General features: G+C 31.5%; 23 protein-coding genes and 1 tRNA gene. 12 read left to right on the top strand and 12 right to left on the bottom strand.

Annotated elements, in window-relative coordinates; all coding sequences use genetic code 11:
* Positions 1-99 precede the first annotated feature (99 nt).
* The 10 genes from Q4512_RS05995 to Q4512_RS05950 all read left to right on the top strand — a co-directional run bounded on the left by Q4512_RS05995 (position 100) and on the right by Q4512_RS05950 (position 6,730).
* Positions 100-681, top strand: coding sequence for an RNA polymerase sigma factor (locus Q4512_RS05995; RefSeq protein ID WP_303422863.1), 582 nt, complete (start codon positions 100-102; stop codon positions 679-681).
* A gap of 4 nt (positions 682-685) precedes the next feature.
* Complete coding sequence (locus tag Q4512_RS05990; protein ID WP_303422860.1) at positions 686-1,426, top strand: tetratricopeptide repeat protein; 741 nt, start codon at positions 686-688, stop codon at positions 1,424-1,426.
* A 41-nt stretch (positions 1,427-1,467) separates the two neighbouring features.
* Positions 1,468-2,235: a TatD family hydrolase gene (locus tag Q4512_RS05985; protein ID WP_303422857.1), complete on the top strand. Its 768-nt coding sequence runs from the start codon at positions 1,468-1,470 to the stop codon at positions 2,233-2,235.
* Positions 2,236-2,238: 3 nt separating this feature from the next.
* Positions 2,239-3,270: an asparaginase gene (locus Q4512_RS05980; protein WP_303422854.1), complete on the top strand. Its 1,032-nt coding sequence runs from the start codon at positions 2,239-2,241 to the stop codon at positions 3,268-3,270.
* 75 nt (positions 3,271-3,345) lie between these two features.
* Positions 3,346-3,433: transfer RNA gene (locus Q4512_RS05975), tRNA-Ser, on the top strand.
* Between the two features lie 161 nt (positions 3,434-3,594).
* Complete coding sequence (locus tag Q4512_RS05970) at positions 3,595-4,365, top strand: MotA/TolQ/ExbB proton channel family protein (RefSeq protein ID WP_303422852.1); 771 nt, start codon at positions 3,595-3,597, stop codon at positions 4,363-4,365.
* 30 nt (positions 4,366-4,395) lie between these two features.
* Positions 4,396-4,833: a hypothetical protein gene (locus tag Q4512_RS05965; RefSeq protein WP_303422850.1), complete on the top strand. Its 438-nt coding sequence runs from the start codon at positions 4,396-4,398 to the stop codon at positions 4,831-4,833.
* Position 4,834: 1 nt separating this feature from the next.
* Entirely contained in the window at positions 4,835-5,467 is a 633-nt protein-coding gene (locus Q4512_RS05960) for a biopolymer transporter ExbD (protein ID WP_303422848.1), read from the top strand.
* A gap of 15 nt (positions 5,468-5,482) precedes the next feature.
* Complete coding sequence (locus Q4512_RS05955; RefSeq protein WP_303422845.1) at positions 5,483-5,968, top strand: biopolymer transporter ExbD; 486 nt, start codon at positions 5,483-5,485, stop codon at positions 5,966-5,968.
* A gap of 63 nt (positions 5,969-6,031) precedes the next feature.
* A complete protein-coding gene (locus Q4512_RS05950; RefSeq protein WP_303422842.1) occupies positions 6,032-6,730 on the top strand; it encodes a porin family protein in 699 nt (232 codons plus the stop codon).
* A gap of 5 nt (positions 6,731-6,735) precedes the next feature.
* Here Q4512_RS05950 and Q4512_RS05945 read toward each other — a convergent pair whose 3' ends face one another.
* From Q4512_RS05945 to rplM, 12 genes are all read right to left on the bottom strand, one after another.
* Entirely contained in the window at positions 6,736-7,344 is a 609-nt protein-coding gene (locus Q4512_RS05945) for a hypothetical protein (RefSeq protein WP_303422837.1), read from the bottom strand.
* Complete coding sequence (gene rpoN / locus Q4512_RS05940; protein ID WP_303422835.1) at positions 7,344-8,804, bottom strand: RNA polymerase factor sigma-54; 1,461 nt, start codon at positions 8,802-8,804, stop codon at positions 7,344-7,346. The genes Q4512_RS05945 and rpoN overlap by 1 nt, the downstream gene beginning before the upstream one ends.
* Before the next feature lie 120 nt (positions 8,805-8,924).
* The gene (gene asnS / locus Q4512_RS05935; RefSeq protein ID WP_303422832.1) at positions 8,925-10,358 is read right to left on the bottom strand and encodes an asparagine--tRNA ligase; all 1,434 of its coding nucleotides are present in this window, start codon (positions 10,356-10,358) and stop codon (positions 8,925-8,927) included.
* 28 nt (positions 10,359-10,386) lie between these two features.
* Positions 10,387-12,810: an RND family transporter gene (locus Q4512_RS05930; RefSeq protein WP_303422829.1), complete on the bottom strand. Its 2,424-nt coding sequence runs from the start codon at positions 12,808-12,810 to the stop codon at positions 10,387-10,389.
* 120 nt (positions 12,811-12,930) lie between these two features.
* Positions 12,931-14,208, bottom strand: a complete 1,278-nt coding sequence (locus Q4512_RS05925; RefSeq protein WP_303422827.1) for a hypothetical protein — start codon at positions 14,206-14,208, stop codon at positions 12,931-12,933.
* The gene (locus Q4512_RS05920; RefSeq protein ID WP_303422824.1) at positions 14,208-14,954 is read right to left on the bottom strand and encodes a peroxiredoxin; all 747 of its coding nucleotides are present in this window, start codon (positions 14,952-14,954) and stop codon (positions 14,208-14,210) included. Before Q4512_RS05920 ends, Q4512_RS05925 begins: the two co-directional genes overlap by 1 nt.
* A gap of 64 nt (positions 14,955-15,018) precedes the next feature.
* Entirely contained in the window at positions 15,019-15,576 is a 558-nt protein-coding gene (frr, locus tag Q4512_RS05915; protein WP_303422821.1) for a ribosome recycling factor, read from the bottom strand.
* 112 nt (positions 15,577-15,688) lie between these two features.
* Complete coding sequence (gene pyrH / locus Q4512_RS05910) at positions 15,689-16,396, bottom strand: UMP kinase (RefSeq protein ID WP_303422818.1); 708 nt, start codon at positions 16,394-16,396, stop codon at positions 15,689-15,691.
* 197 nt (positions 16,397-16,593) lie between these two features.
* Positions 16,594-17,556 carry a translation elongation factor Ts gene (gene tsf, locus Q4512_RS05905; protein ID WP_407941802.1) on the bottom strand — a complete coding sequence of 321 codons (963 nt, stop codon included), beginning with the start codon at positions 17,554-17,556 and terminating at the stop codon, positions 16,594-16,596.
* A 95-nt stretch (positions 17,557-17,651) separates the two neighbouring features.
* On the bottom strand, positions 17,652-18,425 hold the full coding sequence (gene rpsB, locus Q4512_RS05900; protein ID WP_303422813.1) for a 30S ribosomal protein S2: 774 nt from the start codon (positions 18,423-18,425) through the stop codon (positions 17,652-17,654).
* Between the two features lie 191 nt (positions 18,426-18,616).
* Positions 18,617-19,003, bottom strand: coding sequence for a 30S ribosomal protein S9 (gene rpsI, locus Q4512_RS05895; RefSeq protein WP_303422811.1), 387 nt, complete (start codon positions 19,001-19,003; stop codon positions 18,617-18,619).
* 1 nt (position 19,004) lies between these two features.
* Positions 19,005-19,460 carry a 50S ribosomal protein L13 gene (rplM, locus tag Q4512_RS05890; protein WP_303422808.1) on the bottom strand — a complete coding sequence of 152 codons (456 nt, stop codon included), beginning with the start codon at positions 19,458-19,460 and terminating at the stop codon, positions 19,005-19,007.
* Positions 19,461-19,702: 242 nt separating this feature from the next.
* Between rplM and Q4512_RS05885 the strand changes: the two genes are divergently transcribed.
* Both Q4512_RS05885 and Q4512_RS05880 read left to right on the top strand, forming a co-directional pair.
* The gene (locus tag Q4512_RS05885; protein ID WP_303422805.1) at positions 19,703-21,334 is read left to right on the top strand and encodes an ABC-F family ATP-binding cassette domain-containing protein; all 1,632 of its coding nucleotides are present in this window, start codon (positions 19,703-19,705) and stop codon (positions 21,332-21,334) included.
* A gap of 111 nt (positions 21,335-21,445) precedes the next feature.
* Positions 21,446-23,152: an SBBP repeat-containing protein gene (locus Q4512_RS05880; RefSeq protein ID WP_303422801.1), complete on the top strand. Its 1,707-nt coding sequence runs from the start codon at positions 21,446-21,448 to the stop codon at positions 23,150-23,152.
* Positions 23,153-23,328: the final 176 nt, after the last annotated feature.

Below are 23,328 nucleotides of genomic sequence, written 5' to 3'. Positions count from 1 at the left end.
GCTTTTACAACCTTATATCAAAAGCATTTAAAATTTGTTACCCTTATTTTGTAAAGTTTTTTTAAATTCGTTGGCAACCAACCGAAAACAAAAGGGTTTATGAGTGCAAAAAAAATACACGAAGACCAAAAATATATAGAAGGATTACTTGAAAACAACTCCTTTATTATACAAGCCATCTACGACACCTTTGTACCAAAGGTTATTAATTACATAAAGCAGAATAGTGGAGATGCAGATCAAGCACAAGATGTAATTCAAGAAACACTTATTACTATATATAATCAGGCTAGTCAAAAAAAACTACAATTAACTTGTCCTTTTGATGCTTATTTTTTTCTGTTGTGTAAACGGAAATGGCTAAACGAATTAAAAAAGAAGACTAATAAAGAGGTAACAATAAATGAAGAAGTGCTATCTAAAGATGACGACTCACAAGAATTGGCTTTCGAAACCTCATTATTTGGAGAAAAGCAAGCGTTATTTAATACCATGTTTCAACAATTAGGAACAGCATGTAAAGATTTAATTAAAGCAACTTTTAAAATAAAATCGATGGAAGAAGTTGCTGCAAGTTTAGGTGTAACTTATGCGTATGCTAGAAAAAAGAAATCGCTTTGTATTGGTAAATTAACCAAGATGGTTCAAGAGTCACCACAATTTAACCAACTTAATTATTAGCAAAATGAAAGAAGAAGATTATATATTATTTGAAAACTATTTGGCAGGCGAACTTGCTGTAGAAGAAAAAGCACTTTTTGAAGATCGATTAGAAACAGATGCTGCTTTTCAGGAAAGTTTCAAAACGTACAAAGCAGTCTCCGGGTTTTTAGAACATAAATTTGAAAATGAAGCAACAACAAATGCTTTTAAATCTAATTTAAAGTCTATTTCTAATGCCCATTTTAATGTTGCCAAAAATACTTCCGAAGAAAACAAAAAAACAAACCCATTTCGTATTTTAAAATATGCCATTGCAGCATGTGTTGTTTTAATGTTTAGCATTTTTACTTTTAACCAATTTAACAATCCAACATATTCCGACTATAACTCGCATGAACCAATGACGGTTGTTCGAGGTAATGTAAAAGATTTAATAGAAGCTACAAAAGCATTCAATAATGAGGAGTATGAAAAAGCAAATTCATTATTAAAAAAAGTGCTTGAAAACGATCCAGAAAACACAGAGATACAACTATATTACGCAATTACAAATATAGAGTTAGATAATTTTAATGTAGCAGATACCGAATTAAATAAAATTATTACTGGAAAATCGGCCTACAAAGATAAAGCGTTTTGGTATGCAGCTTTAAGCAGATTAAAACAGCGTAAAATTGATGCTACTATAGTTTTATTAAAACAAGTGTCTGAGGAATCGGATGATTATAAAGAAGCTCAAAAACTTTTAAATAAATTAGAATAAAAGCGAAAGTATTAGGCTATTAATTTACTTATTTTTGCTAAATGATAATTACAGACACACATACCCATTTATATAGCGAAGCTTTTGATGTAGATAGAAAAGAAATGATCCAACGTGCTATAGCAGCAAATGTTAGCCGTTTTTTTATTCCTGCAATCGACTCTACATATACAGAGTCTATGTTGCAATTAGAAGCAGATTTCCCAGATAATGTCCATTTAATGATGGGCTTGCATCCTACACACGTAAAAGAAAACTATAAAGAAGAACTTGCACATGTAGAAGAAATGTTAGCTAAAAGAACATTTGTTGCTATTGGTGAAATTGGTATTGATTTGTATTGGGATAAAACTACTTTAGGTATACAGCAAGACGCTTTTAGGTATCAAATTAAATTGGCAAAAAAATATAAATTACCAATTGTTATACATTGTAGAGATGCATTTAATGAAATCTTTGAAATTTTAGAAGAAGAAAAAGACGATACACTCTTCGGGATTTTTCATTGTTTCACAGGGAATTTAGAACAAGCCCGTCAAGCAATTTCATATAATATGAAACTTGGAATAGGAGGTGTAGTTACCTTTAAAAACGGTAAAATAGATCAGTTTTTAAATCAAATAGATATAAAACATATTGTTTTAGAAACCGATTCGCCTTATTTAGCACCAAAACCATTTAGAGGAAAGCGTAATGAAAGTAGCTATATTATAAAGGTGTTAGAAAAACTTTCTGCCATTTATGAAGTTTCTGAAGAAGAAATAGCTAAAATTACAACTCAAAACTCGAAAGAAATATTTAGACAATAACGTATGTCAACTAAAAAACCCAACATATTATTAGTTTACACAGGAGGTACTATCGGGATGATAAAAGATTCTAAAACAGGAGCTTTAAGAGCTTTCGATTTTAATAATTTGTCTAAAAGAATTCCAGAACTTAATTTGTTAGATTGTGTTATTGAAACCATATCTTTTGAAGAGCCTATAGATTCTAGTAATATGAATCTAAAATATTGGACGCAAATAGCAAAGATTATAGAAGAAAATTATAACCGGTTTGATGGATTTGTTGTTTTACATGGTAGTGATACTATGAGTTATACAGCATCAGCCTTAAGTTTTATGTTAGAAAACTTAAGTAAACCAGTGATTTTTACGGGATCACAATTACCCATTGGTGATTTACGTACAGATGCCAAAGAAAATTTAATAACTTCTATTCAAATAGCATCCTTACAAAAAAATAATAAACCAGTTATTCAAGAAGTAGGCTTGTATTTTGAATACAAATTATATAGAGCAAACAGGACTACAAAAATAAATGCAGAACACTTTGAAGCTTTTGCATCGCTAAACTATCCAGATTTAGCAGAATCTGGTGTGCACTTAAAAGTAAATAACGAGTATTTATTAAAGCCTAAAAAAGCAACGAAGCTAAAAGTCTTTAAAAAATTTAATGAAAATATTGCACTAGTAAAACTATTCCCTAGTATTTCGAAAACCTTACTAGAATGTATTTTTAATACTCCTCATTTAAAAGGAATCATTATTGAAACATATGGAGCAGGAAATTGTTCGACAGAAAATTGGTTTATAGAATTATTAGAAAACACAATTAAAAAAGGGGTGCATATTATTAATGTAACACAGTGTTCTGGAGGAAGTGTTGCGATGGGGCAATATGAAACTAGTGAAAAGTTAAAAAAAATAGGAGTAATTTCAGGAAAAGACATCACAACAGAAGCAGCTATTTGTAAACTTATGTATTTATTAGGACAAAAAATTATTCCTAAAACATTCAAAATCACCTTCGAAACATCTTTGCGAGGAGAAATGGCTTAAAATTAACCTTCAAAATTTTAGCATCTAAACTTTTTTTTGTTATTTGACCCACCGTAATTAAAGATTAAAAATTACAGAGAGGTGGCCGAGTGGTCGAAGGCGCACGCCTGGAAAGTGTGTATACCTCAAAAGGGTATCGAGGGTTCGAATCCCTTCCTCTCTGCAAATGAGTTTTTATAATTAAATTTAAAACTCTTTTGTAATAATAGAATATAGGAACAATTAATAATATTATTTCCTAGTCTATAACTAGTTTTTTATTTTTTAATTGCAATTTTTTTATATCTTTAACACTTTAACTAATAAAATTAAGATCAAGAACTAATGAAAAGATTATTTTCAATTCTAGCCATAGTATGTTTTATGGCATTCGGAACAGCAAATGCAACAACTAATGCAAGTGCTATTGCAACTACAGTTGTAACAACTCAAGATGATGCAGCAGATGCAGCAACAGTTGAATCAGAAGGATTTCACCAAGAACTTAAAAGACGATTTATAGAAGGTGGACCAGGATTCATGGGAATCGTATTATTATGTTTAATTCTTGGATTAGCAATTGCTATTGAAAGAATTATCTTTTTAAACTTATCAACAACAAACACAAAAAAATTAACTCAAAATGTGGAAGACGCATTACAATCTGGTGGTTTAGAAGCTGCTAAAGAAGTATGTAGAAACACAAAAGGACCTGTTGCATCTATTTTCTACCAAGGATTAGATAGAGCAGATGGCGATTTAGAATCTGCTGAAAAAGCTGTTGTAGCTTATGGTGGTGTACAAATGGGTCAATTAGAGAAAAACGTTTCTTGGATTTCTTTATTTATCGCATTAGCACCAATGTTAGGTTTCATGGGAACAGTAATTGGTATGATTCAAGCATTCGATAGAATTGAAGCAGCTGGAGATATGCAGCCTTCACTTGTTGCAGGTGGTATTAAAGTAGCACTTTTAACAACAGTATTTGGACTTGTTGTTGCAATTATTCTTCAAATTTTTTACAATTATATCATTTCAAAAATTGATAGTATCGTTAATGACATGGAAGATTCTTCTATCAACTTAATGGATATGTTATCTAGATATAAGAAGTAATACTAATAATTCTAATTTTTAAATAATATTATGAATTCACAAAAAATAATTACCATAATAGCAGGAGTAGTTGGTGTAATAGCCATGTTCTTCCTAATTAGAATTATTGGAGTAGGTGATGAAGCTATTAAAGCTGGTGAGTCTGATGGTATCGTAAATACATTTATGTATATAGCGTATATTATATTAGGTTTAATACTAGTTTTGGTTGTACTATTTACATTAAAAAACATTTTCACTAACAAAGATACCTTAAAGAGTACTTTAATGGGAGTTGGTGCATTTTTAATAGTAGGTTTAATTTGTTACTTTTTAGCTACAGGAGTAGAGACACCAATGAAAGAAGGTGAAATACTTTCTGCTGGCGATTCTAAATTAGTAGGAGCTGGATTATACATGTTCTATGCACTTGCTATTATAGCGATAGGAACTATGTTACTATCTGGAATTAAAAAAATGATTAAATAAGATGGCAAAAAGAGCAGCACCAGAAGTAAATGCAGGATCGATGGCTGATATCGCTTTCTTACTCCTTATTTTCTTCTTAGTAACAACAACGATCGAAACAGATTCTGGTTTAAACAGAAAGTTGCCTCCAATGGAGGAGTCTGATGAAGATGTTATTATTAAAGAAAAAAATATTTTTCAGTTAGAAGTTAATAGAAAAAATCAATTATTTCTAAAAACTGGAGGAGAAGAAAAGATAATTGAAATTAAAGATTTACGAGAGTCTGCAGTAACTTTTCTTGATAATGGAGGAGGTACTGGAGATAGTGCTTGTAAATACTGCCAAGGTAAAAAGAACCCAAGGTCGTCTGATAATTTTGATAAAGCTATTATTTCTTTACAAAATGACAGAGCGACGGAGTATGACACATACATAGCAGTACAAAATGAAATTATTGCTGCTTATAATGAGTTAAGAAATAGAGAATTTAAAAGAGCATTTCCTACTTTAGATATGAACTTTGTTGAAGCGGAAAACGCTTATGGTGATGCAAGAACAACACCAGCAACTAAAGCAAAACTTAAAGAGAAATTAGAGCAAATAAAAACTTTAGTACCTCAAAAATTCTCTGAAGCAGAGCCGAAGTCTAATTAGATAAAAAATTTAAATATGTCTAAATTTAAAAAGAAAAAAGGAGGCGAAATGCCAGCAGTTAATACCGCATCTTTACCAGATATTGTATTCATGCTGTTATTCTTTTTCATGGTGGCTACTGTAATGAGACAAAACACCTTAATGATTGAGAATAAATTACCACAAGCAGATCAAATTGAAAAATTAGATAAAAAGAGTTTGGTAATGTATATTTATGCTGGTAAACCAAGTACCAACTATAAAAGTCAATATGGTAATGAAGCTAGAATTCAGTTAAACGATAAGTTTGCTGATGTTAGTGATATTGCTGCTTTTATAGCTGCTGAAAGAGCTGCCAAAAGAGAGGAAGAAGTTCCTTTTCTTACTACTGCTTTAAAAGTAGATAGTGATGCAAATATGGGATTGGTAACAGATATTAAGCAAGAATTGCGTAAAGTAAACGCATTAAAAATTAATTATACAACTAGAAAAGGTAATGCCTTAGAAGGTTTAAAAAAATAATTATAAATCTTAATTTTATTAAAAGGCGTTTTGAGAAATCATAACGCCTTTTTTATGTAACAAATGAAAAATCTTCTTCTAATTTTTATGTGCTTGTTTAGCTTCTTAAGTTCTTTTTCACAAGAAGAAATACTTGTAGAACAAGAAGTAGATTCTTTATATAAAGAAGATCAATTTTATCTAGGTGTTACCTACAATTTATTAGTGAATAGGCCAGAAGACGTTTCGCAAAGCGGTTTTTCTAGTGGATTTCATTTAGGGTATATAAAAGATATGCCAATAAACCTAAAACGTAATATTGCTATTGGTGTTGGTTTAGGGATTTCTAGCAATTCGTATAATCAAAATATGTTAATAGATAAAATTAGTGATGGTACTTATAGCTATACCGTTTTAGATGACAGTGAAACATCCTACACCAAGAATAAGTTTACTACATATATGATCGAAGCACCTATAGAATTTAGATGGCGAACTTCTACTCCTACAGAGTATAAATTCTGGAGAATTTATACAGGATTCAAATTCGGTTATGTACTTTTTAATTCCTCTAAATTTAATGGCGACACTACCATTAAACATCGAAATATTTCCGACTTTAATAAAATGCAATATGGTTTTACTATAAGCGCAGGTTATAATACTTGGAATATTCATTTTTATTATGCATTAAATTCTGTCTTTAGTAAGGATGCCCAATTAGATAGTGCTGGTTTAGACATGCATGCAATTAAAATAGGCTTAATGCTTTATCTTCTCTAACCTAACTAGTTTAACCAGTAATTTAATAAGGTGAGTTGAGGTAAAAAACCGATACAAAAACCAGCTATCAATTCTACATAATTATGTGCTTTTAAATGTAATCTTGAGGTTGCTATTGCTCCTGTTAGTATTGCCATTAAAGCTAGTGTACCATTAATATTTATTCCAAAGTGTATACTTAGAGCTATATAAAACATAAACACACCAGATATAGCAATCATATGTATGCTTGCCTTGAACTTTAGTACAGCTAAAATGAAGCAAGTGAGATTAGATAGTAAAACACCTATAAAGAAATAATAAAGCTCTAAGACCTCACTAGGAGGAAAAACACGCTTTACTATTAAATATATAATAATACAATTAAGACCTAAAGGTAAAATACGTTCTTTGGCTGTTTTTAAATAAATACTATGTGTTTTACCCAATGTTTTTAGCAAATAATATATGAGTATAGGTAGAATTACTGTTAAAATAGAAATAGAAATAAGTTTTGCCTGTATTATTTCTTTTGGAATAAATCTTGGGGATTTAGAAAAATAAAAAAGTATACCAAGTAAAGGCATGATTAAAGGATGAAAAATAAACGATATGCTTTTTAAAAGGTGATTCATTAAATCTTTTTACGCAAACGAGCAACAGGAATATCTAATTGTTCTCTATACTTTGCAACGGTACGTCTTGCAATTGGGTATCCTTTTTCTTTTAATATTTTTGCTAAAGCTTCGTCTGTTAAAGGTTTTTTCTTGCTTTCTTCTTCAATAACGGTTTCTAATATTTTTTTAATTTCTCTAGTAGAAACTTCTTCACCTTTATCGTTAGTCATCGACTCACTAAAAAACTCTTTTATTAATTTGGTGCCGTAAGGTGTATCTACATATTTACTATTTGCAACACGAGAAACAGTCGAAACATCCATTTCAATTTCGTCTGCAATATCTTTTAAAATCATTGGTTTTAAGTTGCGCTCATCACCAGTTAAAAAATATTCTTTTTGGTAATGCATAATGGAGCTCATGGTAACAAAAAGGGTTTGTTGTCTTTGTTTAATTGCCTCAATAAACCATTTTGCTGCATCTAGTTTTTGTTTGATAAACATAACAGCATCTTTCTGTGATTTGCTCTTTTGTTTGGTGTCTTTATAGCCTTTAAGCATATTGTTGTATTCTCTCGATACATGAAGTTCAGGTGCATTCCTTCCGTTTAAAGTGAGTTCCAATTCGCCATTTACAATTTTTATGGCAAAATCTGGTACAACGTGTTCTACCATTCTATTATTTCCAGCATAGCTTCCGCCTGGTTTCGGGTTTAGGCGTTCAATTTCATGTATGGCATCTTTGAGTTGTAACTCACTAATGTCAAATTTTTGTAATAGTTTTTTGTAGTGTTTTTTTGTAAACTGATCAAAAGCTTTATCAATAATATTTGTTGCTAAAGCAACATCTGGATGTTGCTCTTTTCTATGTAATTGTATTGATAAACATTCTTGTAGATTTCGTGCTCCAACTCCTGCAGGGTCTAATTGGTGTACAATTTTTAGTACTTTTTCTATGTTTTCTTCTGTGGTAAAAACGTTTTGTGTAAAAGCTAAATCGTCCATGATATCTGACAATTCTCTACGTATATAACCACTTTCGTCTACACTACCAACAAGAAATTCTGCTATATCACGTTCTTCATCATTGAGTCTATATGTATTTAATTGGTTTACTAAATGTTGTGTAAACGAAGTGCCTGCTGCATACGGCATGGTCTTTTCTTCATCGTCTGCACTATAGTTATTTACTTGAGTTCTGTAATCTGGTACTTCGTCATCGCTTAAATATTCATCTACATTAATTTCTCCAGCATCAATGATTTCGTTGTCGTCATACTCATCTTTGGTATTATCTAGATCGTCATCAAATTCGTTTTCATTTTCTTCTTTGCCACCTTCAAGAGCTGGGTTTTCTTCTAGTTCTTGCTTTAAACGCTGTTCAAATGCTTGTGTTGGCAACTGAATCAATTTCATTAATTGAATTTGTTGAGGCGACAATTTTTGCGATAATTTGAACTGTAAATATTGTTTAAGCATTGTTGTATTTTGATTATACCAATTAGGTTTTAAAAATAGTAGTAGAGATAAAAATAAAAAAAACAATCTAGATAATTGGATAACTAGATTGTTTTATGAAAATATTTTTGATTACTTTTTTTAAAATTCTGCGTTTTGTGGAGTTCTTGGGTAAGGTATTACGTCGCGAATGTTTGTCATTCCTGTTGCAAACATTACTAGACGCTCAAAACCTAAGCCAAATCCTGAGTGTACTGCTGTACCATATTTACGTAAATCTAAATACCACCAAAGTTCTTCTTCTGGTATATCTAAAGCAGCCATTTTTTCTTTTAAAACATCTAAGCGTTCTTCACGTTGACTTCCTCCAACCATTTCTCCAATTCCTGGAAAAAGAATATCCATAGCGCGAACTGTCTTTCCATCTTCATTTAAACGCATATAAAATGCTTTAATATTTGCAGGATAATCAAATAAGATTACTGGGCATTTAAAGTGTTTTTCAACTAAAAAACGTTCGTGCTCACTTTGTAAATCTGCTCCCCACTCTTCAATAATATAATTAAATTTTTTCTTTTTATTTGGTTTCGAGTTTCTTAAAATTTCAATTGCTTCGGTATAACTTACACGTTTAAAGTTATTGTCTACAACGAATTTTAATTTTTCAATTAAACTCATTTCACTACGTTGGGACTGAGGTTTTGTTTTTTCTTCATCTAAAAGACGATTTTCTAAAAATTCTAAATCCTCTTTATTGTTTTCTAAAATATAATTTATAACCGATTTCATAAAGTCTTCGGCTAAATCCATATTTCCTGCTAAATCCATAAAAGCAACCTCTGGTTCTATCATCCAAAACTCAGATAAATGACGCGAAGTATTTGAGTTTTCAGCTCTAAAAGTAGGCCCAAAAGTATATACTTTACCAAGTGACATGGCGTACGTTTCTGCTTCTAATTGACCAGAAACGGTTAAGTTTGTTTCTTTGCCAAAAAAATCTTCTTTAAAATCTACTTTACCTTCTTGGTTTACTGGAGGGTTTTTAGCATCTAAATTTGTTACTCTAAACATTTCTCCAGCTCCTTCTGCATCACTTCCTGTAATAATTGGCGTATGCATGTTGTAAAAACCATTTTCGGTAAAATATTTATGCACGGCAAACGATAAATTAGAACGTAAACGCATTACAGCACTAAAAGTGTTCGTACGTGTACGTAAATGTGCATTTTCTCTTAAAAATTCGAAGGAATGTTTCTTTGGTTGAATAGGATAGTTTTCAGGGTCTGAGTCTCCAAGAATTTCGATGCTTGTTACAACAATTTCTACTTTTTGACCTTTACCTTGACTTTCTACTAATTCTCCTTTTATATGAACAGCAGCTCCTGTTGTTATACGTTTAAGTGTTTCTTCACTTGTGTTTTCAAAATCTACTACACATTGTATATTGTTAATTGTAGAGCCGTCATTTAAGGCAATAAAACGTTTAGCTCTAAAAGTTCTTACCCAACCTTTTATTTCTATTTCTAGACCAAATTGGTCTTTTGCTAATAATTGTGAAACGGTATTCGTGTTCATTGTATTTTATTTTGAATGCAAATATAATTTATTGTTGTGTTTTTTCTTCGGAAACCTCTAGATTTTCATCTTCATCGTTTTCTTCAGGAATAATATTTATTGCTGGTTTTCTTAAAACCTCCTTATTCGCTATACTTCTTTCTAATGATAGTAATAAAGAAGGTAAAAGTAATAGGTTAGAAAGCATTGCAAATAATAATGTGGCAGATACTAAAGCGCCTAAGGCTACAGTTCCACCAAAACTAGAAAAAGTAAACACTAAAAAGCCAAAGAATAATACGATAGAGGTGTAAAACATACTCACGCCTGTTTCGCGTAAAGCGGCATATACCGATTTTTTAATTTTCCAGTGATTGGCAATTAATTCTTGTCGGTATTTTGCTAAAAAGTGAATCGTGTCATCTACCGAAATTCCAAAAGCAATACTAAATACTAAAATAGTAGATGGCTTAATTGGTACACCTAAATAGCCCATTAATCCAGCTGTAATTAGTAAAGGTAAAAGGTTTGGTATTAAAGAAACAATTATCATTCTAAATGATCGAAACATATATGCCATAAATAATGCAATTAATAAAATGGCTAGCGATAATGAAATGGCTAAGTTTTTTACTAAATATTTTGTTCCTTTTTGAAAAACTAAAGCTTTTCCTGTCATAGTAACATTAAAATTTTCTTTAGGAAAAACTTTATTTATTTTAGTTTGAAGGTTTTCTTCAATACGTTCCATTTTGTCGGTACCAATATCCTTCATAAAGGTTGTTATACGGGCATATTGTCCTGTGCTATCTACAAAGTTTTTTAGTAAGTCAACATCTGAAGAAGAGTTTTTTGCATAAGACATGATAAAACTGTTTTCTTGACTAGTTGGTAATTGGTAGTACTTAGGATTGCCATTATAGTAGGCTTGTTTAGAGTATTTAACTAAGCTAACTACAGATATTGGTTTAGAGAGTTCTGGTGTTTCTAGAATTTCTTCTTCTAGTTTGTCCATACGTTTTAAAGTAGAAAGTTTCATAACTCCTTTTTTACGTTTGGTGTCTACTAATACTTCTAAAGGCATAATGCCATTAAACTCTTTTTCAAAGAAACGAATATCTTGAAAGAAGCCTGATTTTTTAGACATGTCTTCTATTAAACTTCCAGATATTTTGATTTGAAAAATCCCTATTAAACTAAGCGTTAAAAGCACTACAGATGTAATATATATAGCAATTCTTCTTTGTTTTACCATACATTCCATCCAATTTACAAAACCACCAATCCATTTTTTATTTAGGTGTTCTAAATGTCTGTCTTTTGGGTAGGGAAGAAAGGTGTAAATAATTGGTATGATTAATAAACATAATATAAAAATAGATATTATACTTAAAGAAGCAACAATACCAAACTCTTTTAAAAGCTGACTCTCTGTTAAAATAAAAGTGGCAAAACCAGAAGCAGTGGTAACATTAGTCATTAATGTAGCATTACCTACTTTGGTAATGACACGCTGTAAAGATCTTACTTTATTACCATGTAATTTTACTTCAGTTTGGTATTTATTAATTAAGAAAATACAATTAGGTATTCCTATTACTATAATTAATGGAGGAATAAGAGCAGTTAAAACAGTGATTTCATATTTGAGTAAACCAATAATACCAAAGGTCCACATAACACCAAAGCAAACTACAATAAGCGATATAAAAGTTGCTCTAAAAGAACGGAAAAACAAAAAGAAGATAAGCGAAGTGACAATTAAGGCTAATGCAATAAATTGTCCTATTTCATCTACAATATTTTGTGCGTTTAATGTTCTAATATAAGGCATTCCAGAAACTCTAACATCTAGATTGGTTTGCGTTTCAAAAGCTTCAATTTTTGGAATTAGATTATCAAAAACAAAGTCTTTTCTCGCAGCAGTATTTACAATTTCTTTGTTCATGTAAATTGCTGTACGAACCGTTTTAGTGTCTTTGTTGAATAAAAAATTATCGTAAAAAGGATATTTTTTAAATAGCTCATCTTGTAAAGCGTCTATTTGTGCTACAGAAGTAATAGAGTCTTTTATGAAAGGCTCTAGTGCAAATTTTTCGTTTTGAGTATCTTTTATTAGCTTTTGAAGATCACTAATGGAAACTACAGTTTCTATTTCGTCTATATTTTTAAAGCTTTCAGACAGTTTATTCCAAGCATTTAATTTTTCGACAGTAAAAAGTGTCGTGTCTTTTACGCCCAAAACAATTAGATTTCCTTCTTCACCAAAAATATCAAGAAAGTTATTATATTCTAAATTTACTTCGTGATCATCTGGTAATAAATTGGCTTCGGTATACGTAAAACGCATATATTTCCATTGTGTAGCAAGTAACCCTGTGGCTATTAAAATACCAAGTATTATAGCGATTTTATTACGAAGTATTAGTCTTGCAACAACGTCCCAAAAACTTTTTGTGAATAGTTTGAACATAGTATAATTAAAAAAAATCCATTTAATTATATAAAAAGGCTATAGATTTAGGCAAAATTACGTAGTTAAATTGGAGTGGCAAAGGTATGGAAAAGGGATGTATTACAAAGGTTAAAAATGTTATAAAGTAACGTTAAAAGTAAATTTTAATGCCATATTATCTTCTAGCTTAGGTAAATGATAAGCTCCATATCTGTAGGTAAAACTTAAACCGAAACCAAAAAACAACTTGTTAATTTCTAATCCAGATTCTGTGAAGCCTTTTTCGAGTGTATTAAAAGTGATTTGTTGGTGTCTATTTATATTGCTCATATTACCAATTGCAAACCTAGATATAAATACTAATTCTGGTTTAAAACGCTTACTTATTTTAAAAGGACTTAAATGGTGTTTAAATTGGAAGGTGCTAATTCTGTCAGAAAAAAATTCGTTAAAAAACATCGTTTCAAAACTAGTAACTCCCGCAACAGAAAAACGCTGCATAATGGTTTCTTTTGTTATATTATTAGGATATGCATGATACATATGTGTTAAAGGAGTTTCTCCACTTGCTAAGCCAGCTGTAATTGTTAATAATGAAAAAGCGTTGTTTGCATATTCTTTTTTAAAAATGGTTCTTAAGTCTAATTTTGAGAAATTAAAATCGCTTTTAAAAACATCGCTAAAACTTTTAGTGTACTGTAATGTGAATTTTGGATAGCCTTCTTTTATTATTTTAAACTTATTATCTACTGTTTCAAAAGAACTAAAAGGACTCCATTGTAATGCTGTTTTAGAAGTGCTTAAGTGTATTTCATTATAGATTTTATTATTAACAACAAAATCGTAAGCATAGGTAGTATTTATATTACTAGTCGCAAATTCTGTTTCGCCAATTAAATTTGGTGTTAGTTGACGCTCTATAGATATCGTTTTGGTTATATGTTTATGAAACAAATTAATGTTTAATAGTCTTGGCTCAAAAAGTTGAAAAAATCGACTGTCTGTTAAAAAAGTAGAGCTCCCAGTTTCGTTTAAATCATCGGTATAAGAAAAATTAAGCCAGGTATTCGTTTTTTCATCTAGTTTAACTCCTGAGCCAAAACTGTATTTAAAAGCATGGTCTCTAAAACCATAAACGGCATATGTGTTGAATCTTATTTTTTCTGAAAATGCATTATTAGTTTGCCCACCAAGCCCATTTCTAGATCCTTCGTATTGATTGTATTTAACAAGATATCTTAAATCTATATCAAAATATTTTGTTGGAAAATAACCATTGCCTAGTTGTTGAATAAAAGCTTTTCTTTTTAAAGAATCTTTTTTTACAACTTTAGTGGAATCTTTACTTATTGGCGTTTGTGCTTTACTAAAAAAGAAGGATAAACAAAGTAAAATAGTAAAACAGGATTTTTTCATTAATTTAATAATGAAGCATTAATAGAAGTTGCTAACACTTCTTTAATATTTGTTCTATAGCCTAATTCTTTATGAACAATTTCTCCTTTTTTATTAATAACAATACTTGTAGGGTAACTATTAACACCATACATTTTAATTATATCATTAGCGTCTGCTAAAATATTATATTGAAAAGGGTTGCTTTCTAAAAATGCATTTACAACCGATTTTTTATTAAAAGTAAGCGCTAAGAATACCACGTTTTTATTCTTAAAATTGGCGGCTAATGTATTTAGTTGTGGCATTTCTGTTATACATGGTCCACACTTTGTAAACCAAAAATTAAGGACTACTACTTTGCCTTTTAAGTTGGATAATTTGTAATTTTTTCCTTTTAAATCTTTTGCAATAAAATCTATAGCCTTTTCGCCAGGAGTAAAAGCAGCTTCTATATTTTGTTCTATTAAAATAGGTTGATTACTTTTTTTAACAAACACTAAGCTTTTTACTTTTCCTTTATCATTAGCAAAAAAAACGGGTTTATAATCTGTGTTTGTCATTAAAGACAAGCTCTCCATTGTTAGTAGTTTTCCTTGTTCATTAAACAGCAACACATCTGGTGTAATATTAATTTGTGTGCTTGCCATTTGCGTTTCATTAAGTGGATATTGATTGCTAGGAATAAACGGGTATTTATTTTGGGCAATACCAAATGTGCATTGTAATAAACAAACTAGTAAAAAAAGGCATCCTGTTTTTTTCATAATTAAATAAACGAAAAATATGTGTTATTGGTATAAAAAAAGCGACAAGTAAGTCGCTTATTAATTATACGGTCATGATTTCTTTTTCTTTAACAGCAAATAATTCATCAATTTTTTTGATATAGTTATCTGTTAAGCCTTGAACATCTTGTTCTGCATTTTTTTGAAGATCCTCAGAGATGCCATCTATTTTTTTAATGTCATTATTTGCTTCTTTTCTAGCGTTTCTAATCCCAACTTTTCCGTCTTCTGCTTCTGCTTTAGCTTGTTTTGCTAGATCACGTCTGCGTTCTTCGGTTAAAGGTGGTACATTTATAATAATTGTTTCTCCATTATTCATTGGGTTAAAACCAAGGTTTGCATAGGCAATACCGCGTTCAATTTCCTGAAGCATATTTTTTTCCCAAGGTTGTACTGTAATGGTTCTTCCATCTGGAGTATTCACATTGGCAACTTGACTTAATGGTGTTTGTGATCCATAATAATCTACCATAACACTACCAAGCATTGCTGGGCTAGCTTTACCAGCTCTAATGTTTGTAAATTGTTTTTCTAGATGCTTTATGGCATTTGTCATTGCCTCCTTTGTTCCGTCTATTATAAATTGAATGTCTTCGTTCATTTTTTAAAAATTTAATATACTCGTTTGTTTTCAAAAACTAAGCCAAAGTTTAGATTCCGTTTTAAGGAATAAAAATTTTGGATTGCACTAAGTTAAATACTTGTAGTGAGAGTTACAAGTTTACTTTGGTACCAATTTTTTCTCCAGTAACTACTTTTAATAAGTTTCCTTTCTTATTCATATCAAAAACAATAATTGGCAATTCGTTTTCTTGACTTAGTGTAAAAGCTGTGGTGTCCATTACTTTAAGACCTTTACGTAAAACATCATCGAAAGTAATATGATCAAACTTTATTGCTGTGCTATCTTTTTCTGGATCTGCATTGTAGATGCCATCTACACGAGTTCCTTTTAAAATAACATCGGCTTCAATTTCAATAGCACGTAAAACTGCTGCAGAATCTGTTGTGAAATATGGGTTTCCTGTTCCTCCTCCAAAAATAACAACACGCCCTTTACGTAAATGACTCATTGCTTTTCTACGAATAAAAGGTTCTGCTACTTCGTTAATTTTTATGGCAGTTTGCAAACGAGTTTTAACTTCGTGATCTTCTAATGCATTTTGTAATGCTAAACCGTTAATAACAGTTGCTAGCATTCCCATGTGGTCTCCTTGCACACGATCCATACCGTTCATGGCTCCTGCAACACCTCTAAAAATGTTTCCACCACCAATTACAATGGCTACTTCTACGCCTAGTTCAGTGATTTCTTTAATGTCTTTGGCATATTCTGCTAAACGTTCTGGGTCTATACCATATTGGCGATTTCCCATTAATGCTTCTCCAGATAATTTTAAAAGAATTCTTTTGTATTTCATTTTTTGTTTAGCTTTTATACAGATTTCTGCTTATGCAGGAATTTAGGGTTTAGCAAATATAATGAATATCTTTTTTTAGAATTAAAGAATTTTACAAATAAAAAAAACCACTAGTTCTTTTAAAAAGAATAGTGGTTTTTATGAATTATTTTGTCAGAGACCTTTCGACTGTGCTCCAGGTGACAAAATGGAATTTATTATCCTAAAGATACACGTTTAAAAGCAGTAACAGTAAGATTATTAGCTGCTACGTAATCTGCAACGGTTTGTTTTTCATCTTTAATAAACTTTTGATCTAATAAACATTGTTCTTGATCTAAAGTAGTATTATCGCTAATAAAACGCTCCATTTTACCTGGTAAAATATTTCCCCAGATTTTTTCTGGTTTCCCTTCTGCAGCTAATTGTGCTTTAGCATCTTCTTCAGCTTGCGCTAAAACTTCAGGTGTTAATTGTGCCATTGAAATAAATTGAGGTACATTTTTAAGTGTTTTACCTAAACGACCTAATTCGATATTATCTTTTTCAATAACAGCAATTCTTGCTTCTGTTTCACTTGCTACAAATGCAGGGTCAAAATCTTTGTAAGATAATGAAGTTGCTCCCATAGAAGCTACTTGCATTGCTACGTCTTTTGCAACTGCTTCTGCTTTGTCTGTTTTTTCAGATAAACCAACTAAAGCGCCAATTTTATTAATGTGTACGTATGTGCCAACATAAGGTGCTTCTAGTTTTTCGAAAGCGTTGATTTCTAATTTCTCACCAACAACACCCGTTTGTTCTACTAATTTTTCGGCAACTGTCATTCCTCCAAAGTCTGCAGCTAAAAAATCTTCTTTGTTATCAAAGTTGATTGCTATATCTGCAAATTGGTTTGCTAAAGTTAAAAAAGATTCATTTTTACCAACAAAATCCGTTTCACATCCTAATACGATAGTAACACCAACAGTGTTATCTGCATTAATTTTTGAAACTGCTGCACCTTCGCTAGAATCACGATCTGCTCTTTTTGCTGCTACTTTTTGTCCTTTTTTACGTAATACTTCAATTGCTTTATCAAAATCACCTTCAGCCTCTACTAAAGCTTTTTTGCAATCCATCATACCAGCTCCTGTAGCTTGTCTTAATTTGTTTACTTCTGCTGCTGTTATTTTTACCATAGCTTCCATATATTTTTAATTTAAAAAAGTCGTACCATCAAATTTCTAAAAAGAAAAAGAACGAAACGACTTTTTTATGTTGTGTTAATGTTATTTTATTCTTCCTCTTCTTTTGCTACTTCTGCTACTTCAGCTTTTTTTGCTGGAGCTGCTTTCTTTTCTGCTTTTGGAGCATCTTTTTCAGCTTTACGCTCTGCTAAACCACCAGCAATTGCATTAGTAACGTGCGTTAAAATCTTGTCAATTGATTTTGAAGCATCATCATTTGCAGGTATCACGTAATCTACTTGACGTGGATCAGAGTTAGTATCTACCATTGCAAAGATTGGAATGTTTAATTTTTGTGCTTCTTTAATTGCAATATGCTCACGCTTAATATCTACAACAAATAAAGCTCCTGGTAAACGAGTCATGTCGCTAATAGAACCTAAGTTTTTTTCTAACTTAGCTCTTAAACGATCTACTTGTAATCTTTCTTTTTTAGAAAGTGTCATGAATGTTCCATCTTTCTTCATTCTATCAATAGTAGCCATTTTTTTAACCGCTTTTCTAATAGTAACAAAGTTTGTTAACATTCCTCCAGGCCAACGTTCAGTAATGTAAGGCATATTAACTGCTCCTGCTTTTTCTGATACGATGTCTTTTGCTTGCTTTTTTGTAGCAACAAATAAAATTTTACGTCCGGATGCTGCAATTTTAGCAAGTGCTGCTCCAGCTTCGTCAATCTTAGCTGCTGTTTTATAAAGGTTGATTATATGAATGCCATTACGCTCCATATATACGTAAGGGGCCATGTTTGGGTCCCACTTACGAGTAAGGTGTCCAAAGTGTACACCTGCTTCAAGTAATTCTTTTACTTCTACTGCCATTTTGTAATAGTTTACGTTCTGTTGAATTAGCAATAATTAAGTGGTCATTTAATAAAATTCGCCTTAATCATTTAGATGCTAAACTAAATCCTGCTTGCGCTAGGACAACAATAACTGTTTTATTTTTTTGTTTGTTTTCAACAATATGGAAAAGACTTTTGAAAGCATTCCAATATTGTTGAAGGATAATATTAACGTTTTGAGAATTGGAATTTCTTACGCGCTTTCTTCTGACCGAATTTCTTACGCTCTACCATTCTTGGATCTCTTGTTAATAAACCTTCTGGTTTAAGAATTAATCTGTTTTCTGGATCTAATTCGCACATAGCGCGAGATAAACCTAAACGGATTGCTTCTGCTTGACCTGTAATACCACCTCCATATACATTTACTGTAATATCAAAGTTGCCATCATTGTTAGTCATAACTAAAGGTTGATTTACTTTATACTGTAAAGTTCCAGTAGAAAAGTAATCTGTCATGTCTTTTTTATTTACTGTTATCTTACCAGTTCCTGTAGCAAGATATACACGTGCAACAGCCGTTTTTCTACGACCAATTTTGTGAATTACATCCATGTTATTTGAATTCTTCTAGGTTAATTGTTTTCGGTTTTTGAGCTTCATGTGTATGAGCTGTACCTACAACAACATTTAAATTACGGAATAATGCTGCACCTAATTTGTTTTTAGGAAGCATTCCTTTTACTGATTTTTCCACTAATCTTGCAGGATCTTTTCCATACAATTCTGTAGCAGTTAAACTTCTTTGACCACCTGGGTAACCAGTGTGACGAATATAAGATTTGTCCGTCCACTTGTTTCCTGTTAAGTTGATTTTTTCTGCATTGATAACAATTACGTTATCTCCACAATCAACATGTGGTGTGAAGCTAGGTTTGTGTTTTCCTCTTAAAAGTTTTGCAACTTTAGAAGATAAACGACCCAAAGATTGACCTTCAGCATCCACTAAAACCCACTGCTTATCTACAGTAGTTTTGTTTGCTGAAATCGTTTTGTAGCTTAATGTGTCCACGTTATTAATAATTTTTTACCTGTCTTTGACTAGGTAGATTAAACATTCCTCTCTTAAAAAAGAGTTTGCAAATTTACGATTATATATTTGAATACCAAATAGTGTGACAACTTATTTTTTCAGTGATTCTCAATAGGTTGTAGTTCCTTTTATAGGTTAGCTTTTTTATTATGTATTTTTAAAGCGATACCTATTATCTAATAGGCACTTTTATTAGCTTTGCATTTTTAAAAATAATTATAATGATTTCAGTAGATAATTTAGCAGTAGAGTTTAGTGGTCATACCTTATTTAGTGACGTGTCTTTTACTATTAATGAAAACGATAAGATTGCATTAATGGGGAAAAATGGTGCTGGAAAGTCTACCATGATGAAAATTATTGCAGGTGCTCAAAATGCAACTCGTGGCAACGTAAGAACACCAAAAGATGCTGTAATCGCCTATTTGCCACAGCATTTATTGACGGAAGATAATACTACAGTATTTGATGAAGCTTCTAAAGCCTTTAGTCATGTGTATACCATGCGAGATGAAATGGAGGGCTTGAACAAGCAACTTGAAACTAGAACCGATTATGAATCTGATGAATACATGAAAATCATTGAGCGTGTTTCCGATTTAGGAGAAAAATATTATGCGCTTGATGATGTGAATTACGATTCCGAAGTAGAAAAAGCATTAAAAGGTTTGGGATTTAAGCAAGAAGATTTTAAAAGACTAACTAATGAATTTAGTGGTGGATGGCGAATGCGAATTGAGTTAGCAAAAATTTTATTGCAAAAGCCAGACCTTATATTACTAGATGAGCCAACCAATCATATAGATATTGAATCTGTAATTTGGTTAGAAGATTTTTTAGTAAATAAAGCCAATGCCGTTGTGGTAATTTCTCACGATAAAGCATTTATTGATAATATTACTAATCGTACCATAGAAGTAACCATGGGACGTATTTACGATTACAAAGCAAATTATAGTCATTATTTACAATTGCGAGAAGATAGGCGAGCACATCAAATAAAAGCCTATCAAGAACAACAAAAATTTATTGCCGATAATCAAGCTTTTATTGATAGATTTAAAGGTACATACTCTAAAACAAACCAAGTGTCATCTAGAGAACGTATGCTAGAAAAGTTAGAAATCATAGAAATTGATGATATAGATACCTCTGCTTTGAAATTACGTTTTCCGCCAACACAACGTTCAGGAGATTACCCAGTAACGGTTAAGGATATTTCTAAATCCTATGCAGAGCATGTGGTTTTTAAAGATGCAAGTATGTCGATATCTCGAGGAGAGAAAGTCTGTTTTGTTGGTCGAAATGGTGAAGGGAAATCTACTATGATTAAAGCCATTTTAGGAGAAATTGATGTAGAAGGTGATTGCAGCTTAGGTCATAATGTGAAGGTTGGTTATTTTGCCCAAAACCAAGCAGCTTTGCTAGATGAAGACTTAACTATATTTCAAACGGTTGATGAGGTCGCTAAGGGAGATGTTAGAACTCAGATTAAAAATATTCTAGGTCGCTTTATGTTTAAAGGTGATGAGATTGATAAAAAAGTCAGCGTGTTGTCTGGAGGAGAAAAAACCAGATTAGCAATGGTGAAGCTATTGCTTGAACCTGTAAACTTACTCATTCTTGATGAGCCAACGAACCACTTAGATTTAAAGTCTAAAGATGTGCTTAAAGAAGCATTACAAAATTTTGATGGAACACTAATACTCGTCTCTCATGATCGTGATTTTTTGCAAGGCTTATCTAAAAAAGTTTTTGAATTTAAAGATCAGCGCGTGATTGAGCATTTTGAAACGATTGATGATTTCTTAGTTAGAAATCGTGTGGAGAGTTTAAAAGGATTGGATTTGTAATTTAGAATAGCTAAAATTTTCAAAAAGGTTAACGTAAAAATATACGCAATTTGACGTATTGTATTATATGACTTCATATAATAAGTTTGACCATAACTTAAATTTATTATTATGAAACTACAATTACACCTATTTAAAACATTTAAATGTATCCTTTTTTTTCTAATTGGTTTGCATGTGACTGCTCAAGAATTAGAATGGGCAAAACAAATTGGAGGGAATGTAAATCAAGAATCATTAGACATTACACTAGATGCATCTGGGAATATTTATACAACTGGATGGTTTGATGGTACTGTAGATTTTAATCCAAGTGGAGACGTTTTTAACTTGTCGGCAACAGGAAGTAGAGATGTGTTTATTTCTAAATTAGATAGTTCGGGTAATTTTATATGGGCTAAACGTTTTGGGTCATTTGGTTATGATCAAGCATATTCTATTGATGTTGATGATTCTGGAAATATTTATATTACAGGTTGGTTTGAAAGCACAGTAGATTTTGACCCTGGCTTAGGTGAATTTAATATCACTTCTAATGGTGGTTATGATGCTTTTATTCTAAAATTAGATGCTAATGGTGACTTTATTTGGGCAAAAAACATAGGAGGAAGTTCCTATGATATTGGGTACTCAGTAGTTGGTGATGCAAACGGTGTATACCTAACGGGGCGCTTTCAGGGAACAGCAGATTTTGATCCCAATGCTTCTGTGTATAATCTTACTGCTACAGGGCTTATAGATGTTTTTACGGTAAAACTTTCAACTGCTGGTGATTTTGAATGGGCAACCCAATATGGTACGACAAATTCTAATATTGGAGAAGCAGTTGAAGTAGATGCTTTTGGAAATGTTTATACCTTGGCACGTTTTAAAGGCACTGTTGATTTTGACCCTAGTGCTACCGAGTTCAATTTAACATCTTTTGGAGCAGATGATATTGCAATCGTTAAACTTAATGCGAACGGTGATTTTGTTTGGGCAAAGCAAATGGGAGGAGCAGGAACTGAAGAACCAACCGAAATGGTTATTGATGCTAATGGAAACATTTATACTACAGGTTATTTTAGTAATGTTGCAGATTTTGATCCTAGTGCTGCACAAAGCATGTTAACCTCTCAAGGTTCTTTTGACGTGTTTGTTTCTAAGTTAGATGCTAATGGTGATTATGTTTGGGCGAAACAACTAGGAGGAACAGGTTCTGATGACGGTAAAGGTCTTGATGTAGATAATCTTGGAAATGTATATCTCTCAGGAATTTTTAATGGGACTTTAGATGCAGATCCTTCTGCAAATGGATTTCCTTTAGCGTCTTATGGAGATGATGATGTTTATGTTGTAAAATTAGATGCTAATGGTGATTTTGTTTGGGCAACTCATTTTGGAGGAGTAGGAGAAGACTTAGGGAGAGCAGTAGTTGTAAATAAAACGACTTTTGATGTCTATGTTACTGGAACCTTTGAAGGTGTGTCTGATTTTGATTCAAGTGTATCAGAAACAACATTGACATCTCTAGGTTTTACAGATGTTTTTATTGCTAAACTTTCTGGAAATAATTTATCTCTAATAGATGATTTAAATGCTTTTAGCTTTGATTTTTATCCAAACCCGGTTGCTAATCAACTTCATATAAAAAGTGATTCGCCAATAAAAGGATCTATACAAATTTTAGATATTTCAGGTAGAATTATTAACTCATGGCAACTAAATATGACTGGTAATATTTCGGTTCTAAATATGGAATCTTTACCAACAGGGACATATATTTTAAATTTGATAACAGGTACTACTTCATATTCTAGAAAAATATTGAAACTTTAGCTAAACTAAAATTGAATTGTTTAATGTATCCTCGCGTTAGCTATTAAGGTGTTTGTTGAAGCTCTTTTTTGTGCTGTTATATAAGCAGGACAAAAAAGTGATTGCCAGAATTTTCATATTCACGAATTCATTAATATAAATAGTTTTAATGAGTAAAGAACGAGTGTTGGGTAACG

The sequence above is a fragment of the Oceanihabitans sp. 2_MG-2023 genome (assembly GCF_030547245.1).
GTDB lineage: Bacteria > Bacteroidota > Bacteroidia > Flavobacteriales > Flavobacteriaceae > Oceanihabitans.
The sequence above is the reverse complement of the archived record's forward strand: the minus strand, read 5'-3'. Positions and strand labels throughout refer to the sequence as shown.